This is a genomic window from Limnohabitans sp. (assembly GCF_044361985.1).
GTDB lineage: Bacteria > Pseudomonadota > Gammaproteobacteria > Burkholderiales > Burkholderiaceae_C > Limnohabitans_A.
This window is the reverse complement of record NZ_JBIKHV010000098.1, coordinates 1-7,147: the sequence shown is the minus strand read 5'-3', so window position 1 is coordinate 7,147 and position 7,147 is coordinate 1. Positions and strand designations below refer to the sequence as shown.

General features: G+C 59.7%; 9 protein-coding genes. 1 reads left to right on the top strand and 8 read right to left on the bottom strand.

Annotated features, from left to right (window positions below):
* The first annotated feature begins 255 nt into the window (after positions 1-255).
* Complete coding sequence (gene lysS / locus ACIQ3A_RS12635; RefSeq protein ID WP_396432084.1) at positions 256-1,815, top strand: lysine--tRNA ligase; 1,560 nt, start codon at positions 256-258, stop codon at positions 1,813-1,815.
* 66 nt (positions 1,816-1,881) lie between these two features.
* Here lysS and ACIQ3A_RS12630 read toward each other — a convergent pair whose 3' ends face one another.
* From ACIQ3A_RS12630 to ACIQ3A_RS12595, 8 genes are all read right to left on the bottom strand, one after another.
* Positions 1,882-2,181 (bottom strand): hypothetical protein, encoded by a 300-nt coding sequence (locus ACIQ3A_RS12630; RefSeq protein WP_396432083.1) that lies wholly within the window; start codon positions 2,179-2,181, stop codon positions 1,882-1,884.
* A gap of 18 nt (positions 2,182-2,199) precedes the next feature.
* Entirely contained in the window at positions 2,200-3,285 is a 1,086-nt protein-coding gene (gene nagZ, locus ACIQ3A_RS12625; protein ID WP_396432082.1) for a beta-N-acetylhexosaminidase, read from the bottom strand.
* 36 nt (positions 3,286-3,321) lie between these two features.
* Positions 3,322-3,747 (bottom strand): holo-ACP synthase, encoded by a 426-nt coding sequence (gene acpS / locus ACIQ3A_RS12620; protein WP_396432081.1) that lies wholly within the window; start codon positions 3,745-3,747, stop codon positions 3,322-3,324.
* A 13-nt stretch (positions 3,748-3,760) separates the two neighbouring features.
* Positions 3,761-4,510, bottom strand: a complete 750-nt coding sequence (locus ACIQ3A_RS12615; RefSeq protein WP_396432080.1) for a pyridoxine 5'-phosphate synthase — start codon at positions 4,508-4,510, stop codon at positions 3,761-3,763.
* 8 nt (positions 4,511-4,518) lie between these two features.
* Complete coding sequence (recO, locus tag ACIQ3A_RS12610; protein ID WP_396432079.1) at positions 4,519-5,268, bottom strand: DNA repair protein RecO; 750 nt, start codon at positions 5,266-5,268, stop codon at positions 4,519-4,521.
* A gap of 12 nt (positions 5,269-5,280) precedes the next feature.
* Positions 5,281-6,336, bottom strand: a complete 1,056-nt coding sequence (gene era / locus ACIQ3A_RS12605) for a GTPase Era (protein ID WP_396432078.1) — start codon at positions 6,334-6,336, stop codon at positions 5,281-5,283.
* Positions 6,333-7,025, bottom strand: a complete 693-nt coding sequence (gene rnc, locus ACIQ3A_RS12600; RefSeq protein ID WP_396432077.1) for a ribonuclease III — start codon at positions 7,023-7,025, stop codon at positions 6,333-6,335. The genes era and rnc overlap by 4 nt, the downstream gene beginning before the upstream one ends.
* A gap of 7 nt (positions 7,026-7,032) precedes the next feature.
* The coding region (locus tag ACIQ3A_RS12595) for a S26 family signal peptidase (protein WP_396432085.1) at positions 7,033-7,147 on the bottom strand (115 nt) is incomplete at its 5' end.

The following is a 7,147-nucleotide window of genomic DNA, read 5'->3' as shown; positions in this document are numbered from 1 at the left end:
GGTTGTCTGACCGCTGGTGCGAACTGCTGCCCCTGCCTCTGGCCATGAAATACCGACTTTTTACGCTGCAAGAGCCCCTGATGCGCCTCGAATTGGTGGGCGATATGGTGGAATCGGCGCCTTCGGACACTTCTGGTGGAAATGAGGGCCAGAAACCGCCCGCGAACTCTTAAAATAGAAGGCTTTGCGCATTCGCGCCCCTTTACAACCCCGGATCGGGCGGCCTGCTGCGCCCGACCCCAACAGCACCTCGCCATGTCTGACACGACTGCCCCCGCCTCTGCCGCGCAAGCCCCTGCGCACCAGGATGAAAATCAACTGATCGCAGAGCGCCGCGAAAAGCTCAAAGCCATGCGTCAGGCACAGGCTGACGGCAAGGGCGTGGCCTTTCCCAACGACTTCAAGCCCGAGCACCACGCGGCCAATCTGCACCAGGCCCACGGCGAAAAAACTGCTGAAGCCCTGAACGGAGAAGGCGTGGCGCCAACCACCGCCAAAGTGGCTGGTCGCATGATGCTCAAGCGTGTGATGGGCAAGGCCAGCTTTGCCACACTGCAAGATGTTACAGGCCGGATCCAGGTTTATGTCACGCGCGACGATGTAGGCGAAGACCTGTATGCCTTGTTCAAACACTGGGATCTGGGCGACATCGTGGGGGTCGAAGGCCATTTGTTCAAAACCCGCACCGGCGAGTTGTCGATCCATGCCACCTCGATCCGCATGCTGACAAAGAGCCTCAGGCCCATGCCCGACAAATTCCACGGCGTGGCTGACCAAGAAGTGAAGTACCGCCAGCGCTACGTGGACCTGATGACCGACGAAGCTGCTCGCAAGCGCTTCGTGGCCCGTAGCAAAGCCGTCAGCGGCATCCGCGAGTTCATGGTCAAGCACGGCTTCCTGGAAGTCGAAACGCCCATGCTGCACCCGATTCCCGGCGGCGCCAACGCCAAGCCCTTTGTGACTCACCACAACGCGTTGGAACAAGAAATGTTCTTGCGCATTGCCCCGGAGCTTTACCTCAAGCGTTTGCTGGTGGGTGGCTTTGAGCGCGTGTTCGAGATCAACCGAAACTTCCGCAACGAAGGCATCTCGGTGCGCCACAACCCCGAGTTCACCATGATGGAGTTCTACGCGGCCTACTGGAATTACCAGGACCTGATGGGCTTCACGGAAAGCCTGATCCGCGACGCCGCCATGATTGCCGCAGGCACACTCGACCTGAGCTACAACGGCAAGCCAGTGGACCTGAGCAAGCCTTTTACCCGCATGACCATCCGCGAGGCCATCCTCAAACACACCGAGGCGGGCGACAACGTGGACAACGCCGAGTGGCTGGTCAACGCGCTGAAAAAGCTGGGCATGAGTGAAGCCAAGGACAAGCTTTCTACACGCAGCTTGGCCAGCTTGCAGGTGTTTTATTTCGAGGAAACCGTGGAAGACAAGCTCTGGGAGCCGACCTTCATCATGGAACACCCCACAGAAATTTCACCCCTCGCGCGCGCCAACGACACTCGGCCCGAAGTGACCGAGCGATTTGAGCTCTACATCACTGGCCGCGAGTTCGGCAACGGCTTCAGCGAATTGAACGATGCCGAAGACCAGGCCGCCCGCTTCCATGCTCAGGTGGCCGCCAAGGACGATGGTGACGACGAAGCCATGTACTACGACCATGATTTTGTGCGTGCGCTCGAATACGGCATGCCGCCCGCTGGCGGTTGCGGCATCGGCATTGACCGCCTCATGATGCTGCTGACCGACAGCCCCAGCATCCGTGACGTGATCTTGTTCCCGGCGCTGCGCCATATTCAAAGCTGAGCGGCGCACGGTGCACGGACCCACAAAAAACCCGGCCATGGCCGGGTTTTTTGGTGGCTAACGGGTTCAGCCCTGTTGCCGGGGCGGCAAACGGGGTGCGTCTTCAACGACCTCGCGGACTTCAACGTCGACGATGTCGTCCTGGCGAGGTGACTCAAAACCCGACTCAAAGCCGGGCCGGGCTCCCCAGCGTGCGCCCTTGCGCAACGCACTGAACTGCTGCCAGACCATCACCACCTGGGGCTTGCGTCCGGTCAGCAGCCAGCGAAGGGTGGCAAACACAATGTACAGGCCCAGAGCGCCCAGCAGCACGGCCAGAAAGACAAGCCCCAGCAGGCCCATGAAAATGCGCGCAATCCAATTCATTCTTGGGTCCTGTTCAGTTCAAGGCAGTCGGTCGAGTGCCTGCATGTAGTCGTTTGAGCGCACCAGTTCGTCCCAGGGACGGGCGGGGGATCGGGGCAAGAGGTTCAAGCGCCGCTCTTCGCTGATCTCGCTGGGCATCCAATGGCCTTTCAACTGGGCTTCAGCCAAGGCATCGAGCACTTCGTCCAGTTCAATGCCGCCATTCACGACAGAGCGGTTGCACAAAAGCGCCAGGTCACAGCCTGCCTGCAATGCGGTGATCACGGCTTCGACGTAATTGAGCGTGCGCCCGTCCATTTGGCGTGCAGCGGCCATCGACAAGTCGTCGGTACAAACCACGCCTTGAAAGCCGAGCTGCCTGCGCAGGATGTCCTGCAGCCAGCGCGCCGAGAATCCCGCTGGGCGGCTGTCCACCTTGCTGTAGATCACATGGGCAGGCATGACGGCCGTGAGCACACTGCCCAACCAACGGTAGGGCTGCGCATCGTCGGCCAGGATGGTTTTGAGGCTGCGTTTGTCCACGGGCAGCGCCACGTGCGAATCGGCCTTGACGGCGCCATGCCCAGGGAAATGTTTGCCGCAGTTGCCCATGCCCGATTGCAGCAAGCCGTGCATCAGGCTACGCGCCAACAGGCTCACCACGCGCGGGTCACGGGCGAAGGCGCGGTCACCGATGACACCACTCTCGCCATGATCGAGGTCCAACACAGGGGTGAAGCTGAAATCCACACCGCAAGCACGCAACTCGCTGCCCAACACAAAACCGGCTGATGTGGCCGCCTCACAGGCCTTGAGCACGCCCGAGCCGGGCAGGTCTGGGCTATCTTGTGCCCAGAGTTCGCCCAAGGCCCGCATGGGTGGCAAGTGGGTGAAACCATCGGTGCGAAAACGCTGCACGCGGCCTCCTTCATGGTCCACAGCAATCAGCAGGTCCGCACGGATGTCTTTGACCTCGGCACACAAGTCGCTCAGTTGTGCCCGACTTTGCCAGTTGCGGCCAAACAAAATCAGGCCGCCTGTGAGCGGATGGGCCAGGCGACGGCGGTCATCAGCACTCAGAGAAATGCCTTCAATGTCCAGAATCAGGGGGGCATGAATGTTCATGGTAATGCTCTTTAGTTCAGGGTGAAGAAGCACAAATCAAGGGGCTGGACTGACCGGCACAGAATGCGGCGTCCCGGTTTCGACCACACAAAAACTCGCGGCATATTCGCTCTCGTCGGTGACGGTGATGTGGGCGCTGAGATTTTTGGCTTCAAACCATTCTTTCAGTCCACCATGCAGGACGATCACAGGCTGGCCGCTGGACAGTTTGCCAATTTCGCACAAGCGCCAGCTCATGGGCATGCGCATGCCCAGACCGATGGCTTTGCTGAAGGCCTCTTTGGCTGAAAAACGGGTGGCCAGGTAGCGCACGCCACGTTCGGGCCAGCGGGCGCTGCGGGCTCTCCAAGTGGCCATTTCGCCATCACTCAAGACTTTGGCCGCGAAGCGATCGCCATGCCGGTCCAGACTGGCCCGGATACGGCGAATGTCGCAAATGTCGGTGCCAATGCCATAGATCATGCGGGGGCCTTCATCAAGAGGCCATGGCGTTCAAATACGCCCGAACTGTCGCAGCGTAGCCCATCTCCAGGGCATCGGCCATGAAGGCATGGCCGATCGAGACTTCCTGCAAGCCCTTCACGGCTGCCACAAAGGCGGGCAAGTTATCGCGATTCAGGTCGTGTCCGGCGTTCACGCCCAAACCAGCCTGCACGGCTGCCGCCGCTGCATCGGCGTAGCGCTGCAACTGCGTCGCATTTTCTGGCGCGCCCCAAGTGGCCGCATACGGCTCGGTGTAGAGCTCCACCCGGTCGGCACCCACAGCGCGGACTGAGGCCATTTGCTCAGGGATCGGGTCCATGAACAGGCTGACACGGACGCCCAGGCTTTTGCATTCGGCGATCAAAGGCTTCAGACGCTCTGCATCCTTCGGGAAAGTCCAGCCATGGTCACTGGTGAACTGGCCTTCGCTGTCAGGCACAAAGGTCACCTGTTGCGGGCGCACTGCGCGCACGTGCGCCATCAGGTTGTGGAACGGGTTGCCTTCGATGTTGAACTCGCGCTCGGGCCAGGCTTTCATCAGAGCGTGCAGCTGCGGCACATCGCTGGCGCGGATGTGACGCTCGTCCGGGCGCGGGTGGATGGTGATGCCGTGGGCACCCGCTTGCAGGCACAGTTCGGCGGCACGGGTCACGCTGGGTATGGCCAGGTGCCTGGAATTGCGCAACAGCGCGACTTTATTGACGTTGACCGAGAGGGCAACGCGTTGGGGAGATGTGGGCATGAAGGTGTTCATAAGGTTTGCAAGTCCAGCATCATTTGTCGGGTGCGCAAGGCACCCACACCGCAATGGTAGTTGAGCAACAGGCGCAAAGGGCGTTGCAACTGAACCAGCAGATCGGCACATTCACGCAGCAAGGCAGCCAGCGGCTTGGGGGCAAGCAGCGCAGCTTGTAGCGACTGCCATTGTTCACCTCGCAAGGCGTTGCGCTTGTCGTCATTTACCCATTGCAGCCCCGCCTCAGGCAGCAAAACATAACAGTCGTTGGCCGACAAAGGCTTGAGGGTCAAGGTCTGCACATCCAGTGCAGGCAATAAGCCCATCTCTTTGAGCAGCAGCAGTTCAAACCCCCGCAAAGCCCATTGCAAGGCATCGGGATCGCCACTGGCAAGCAAGCGCACAGCCGCCGCGTACACGTCAAACACCTGCGGGTGGGGATCGTCTCGCGCTGTCAGGCGCATCAGCAACTCGTTGAGGTAGTAACCCGACAACAGTGCCTCGCCCGTGGGCATGACATGCCCACCCACCCATTCAGCGGATTTGAGGGTGCGAATATCGCCATCGCCACCAAAAGCCAGTGACAGGGGTTGCAAGGGCAGCAGCACCGGACGAAAGCTGGAAGTGGGCCTTTTGGCGCCCTTGGCCACCAAAGCCACCCGGCCATGGTGGCGTGTGAACACTTCCAGAATCAGGCTGGTCTCACTCCAGTCGTAGCGGTGCAGCACATAGGCTGGCTCGTCAGCAATCCGCTTGGTGGCCATGGGCGCTGGCAGTTACTCGTAACCGAAGCTGCGCACACGCGCTTCGTCATCGGCCCAACCCGAGCGGACTTTGACCCAAAGCTCAATGAACACCTTGGCGTCTAGCAGCTTTTCCAACTCCACACGGGTTTCGGTGCCGATGCGCTTGAGCTTTTCACCCTTGTCACCAATGACCATGGCTTTGTGGCCTTCACGTTCGACCACGATGGTTGCCGCAATGCGCAGCATGCGTTTGGCCGTGCGGCCGGGTTCTTCCTCGAACTTGTCGATCACCACGGTGGAGGTATAGGGCAGCTCGTCACCGGTCAAACGGAACAATTTTTCGCGCACCATCTCGCTGGCCAAAAACTTCTCACTGCGGTCGGTCAATTCGTCTTCGGCGTGCCACCAAGCTTGCTCGGGCAGGTATTTTTCACAAATGCCCAGCAGGCGCTCAATGTCCTTGGGTTGTTTGGCCGACATGGGCACAAATTCGTTGAAGGCGTGGCGCTCCTGCATTTCGCGCAGCCACGGTGCGATATCGCCACGCCGGTGCACGTTGTCCAGTTTGTTGGCCACCAGCAAGACCGGGATTCCGGGTTTCAAAAGCGCCAGCACCTTGGCATCGGCGGTGGTGAAGCTGCCGGCTTCGACCACGAACAGCACCAGGTCGACATCGCTGACGGCACCCACCACGGTCTTGTTGAGTGACTTGTTCAGCGCGGTGCCATGAATGGTCTGAAATCCCGGGGTGTCCACAAAAACGTACTGCGATAAGCCCTGGGTGCGTATGCCCGTGATGCGGTGGCGCGTGGTTTGGGCTTTGCGCGAGGTGATGCTGATTTTTTGGCCCACCAAGGCGTTCAGCAAAGTCGACTTGCCCACGTTCGGCTTGCCCACGATGGCCACCAGGCCGCAGTGCTTACCGCTCACGGCCACAGGCTCGGCCGCAGCAGTCACAGGGGGCAATGTGGCATCTTCGGAGGCATCGCGTGGCTGGATGGTCACGCCCGCAATTTGAACAGGGCGACGCATCTGTTGCTCAGGCGAGTTGCGTTCAGATTCAGCAGGTTTTTTATCGGAACTCATGCAGGGCTTTCGGATTTCAGGATCTGCAGCAAGGCGGCTGCCGCTGCTTGTTCAGCCGCACGACGCGATGCGCCTGAGCCTTGTTGGGTTTGGCGCAATTCGGTCACCTCGCAGGAGACCTCGAATTGCTGCCGATGCGCTGCGCCGGAGGTGCCCACCACAGTGTATTTTGGCAACGCGAACTTACGCCCTTGAAGCCACTCTTGCAACTCGGTCTTGGGGTCTTTGCCCGCTGCCTGCATGTCGGGTTTGATGTCCACTTTTTGGAAAAAGCGTTCCACCAGTGTTTGCGCATTTTGATAGCCCCCATCCAGATACACGGCGCCGATGATGGCCTCCAGTGCATCGGCCAGGATGGAGGGGCGGCTTTGACCGCCAGAGCGCATTTCACCTTCGCCCAGGCGCATCACAGCAGACAAGTCCAGCGTTTTGGCCAATTGGTGCAAGGTGTCTTGCTTGACCAGATTGGCTCGCACCCGCGACAAGTCACCTTCGGGCAAACTGGACAACTGCGCGTAAAGCATGTTCGCCACAGCCAGGTTGAGCACCGAATCGCCCAGAAATTCGAGGCGCTCATTGTGGTCTGAACTGAAGCTGCGATGGGTGACAGCTTGTTGCAACAACCCAAGCTGTTGAAAGGCATAGCCCAGTCGGATTTGCAATGCTGACAATGCAGGAGAAGTGGCCACGGTCACCTCAGTCAAAAGCGCCAATGCGCTTGAGATTGCCGAAGTTCATCCAGACAAAAAAGGCTTTGCCCACAATGTTGGCATCCGGCACAAAACCCCAGTAACGTGAATCGAGCGAGTTA